Below are 1,196 nucleotides of genomic sequence, written 5' to 3' on the forward strand. Positions count from 1 at the left end.
TCGATGTATTGGCGGGACTCGGCGCCTCCGCGCTGTCAGCGCGCGAACCCGGGCCGGAGAGCATATGCTTCCGGTCCCCCGCCTGCACACCTCACGGAGCGGAGTGCACCATGACCATCACGATCTACAGCAAGCCGGCCTGCGTGCAATGCACCGCCACCTACCGCGCCCTGGACAACGAGGGGCTCGACTACACGATCGTCGACATCACCCGAGACCTCGACGCCCATGACTACGTAAGAGGTCTCGGCTACCTGCAGGCCCCTGTCGTCGTTGCGGGTGACGACCATTGGGCGGGTTTCCGGCCGGACCGCATCAAGGCGCTCACGGCAGCCTGACGGGTACCGGTCTCGGACCCCGGACGACGGCAGCGTCGACGGTGGAGGTCCTCATCGGCCCGACGATTGCTCGGCCCGGGGCGCTCGGTGCCGCGGGCGCACGTGCTCGAAGATCAGGATGGTCTCCGTCGAGGCGACCGCGGGATGTGCGCTGAGGTGGTCGAGGACGAAGCGCCTCAGCTCTTCGCTGCTCGCGGTGGCGACGTGGATGAGGTAGTCGTCGGCGCCAGCAATGAAGTACACGTTCAGCACCTCGTCGAGGGTGGCGAGTTGCTCGGCGAGCTGCCCGAGATGCTGTCTTGCGTTGGCCTGTACTCGCACTGCGATCATTGCCTGCAGGTCCCTGCCGAGGGTGGCGGGATCGATGTCGGCATGGAATCCGCGGATCACTCCGCGATCGATCAGCGAACGCACCCGGCCCAGGCAGGTCGAGGGGGCGATGCCCGCGAGGGCGGCGAGGGCGTTGTTCGGGGTACGCGCGTCGCGCGAGAGTTGATCGAGGAGGATTCGGTCGATCTCATCGATCGGCGCGCCCGTTCGAACATCATTCGATCCCGAGCCTTCGACAAACGGCGCGCCTGAAACATTCTTCTTCATCGGCTCAGTCTAGAGAATTTTGTTCTCTTACCTTGGCTTACCTGCGCCGCTTGTTCACTATTGATGCCTGCCAGTCGAATTGCTGGTCTGAACCCTGACATCCATCTCCCCCGACACCGAGATCGTCGCCCCTGGGCGTGATCGGAAAGGCTCACCATGAGCAACCCCCAGTCCCCGCCCGCGCGCCACCGCGTCGTCGTCATCGGATCTGGCTTCGGTGGGCTGTTCGCGACGAAGGCCCTCCGCCGCGCGGACGTGGAC

Annotated in this window: 2 protein-coding genes; one reads left to right on the forward strand and one right to left on the reverse strand. The window is 65.3% G+C overall.

Features of this window, described 5'->3' with window-relative positions; all coding sequences use genetic code 11:
* Nucleotides 1-110 precede the first annotated feature (110 nt).
* Nucleotides 111-338, forward strand: coding sequence for a glutaredoxin-like protein NrdH (nrdH, locus tag AC1D1G_RS45385; protein WP_061046092.1), 228 nt, complete (start codon nucleotides 111-113; stop codon nucleotides 336-338).
* Between the two features lie 51 nt (nucleotides 339-389).
* On the opposite strand, the gene AC1D1G_RS45390 is transcribed toward nrdH, so the two are convergent.
* Nucleotides 390-935 carry an Lrp/AsnC family transcriptional regulator gene (locus tag AC1D1G_RS45390; RefSeq protein WP_061046089.1) on the reverse strand — a complete coding sequence of 182 codons (546 nt, stop codon included), beginning with the start codon at nucleotides 933-935 and terminating at the stop codon, nucleotides 390-392.
* Nucleotides 936-1,196 lie beyond the last annotated feature (261 nt).

The organism is Rhodococcus sp. P3_B8, assembly GCF_056402775.1.

Coding starts and splice junctions, on each gene's coding strand:
- nrdH (WP_061046092.1), top strand. CDS start 111: ATGACCATCACGATCTACAGCAAGCCGGCCTGCGTGCAATGCACCGCC.
- AC1D1G_RS45390 (WP_061046089.1), bottom strand. CDS start 935: ATGAAGAAGAATGTTTCAGGCGCGCCGTTTGTCGAAGGCTCGGGATCG.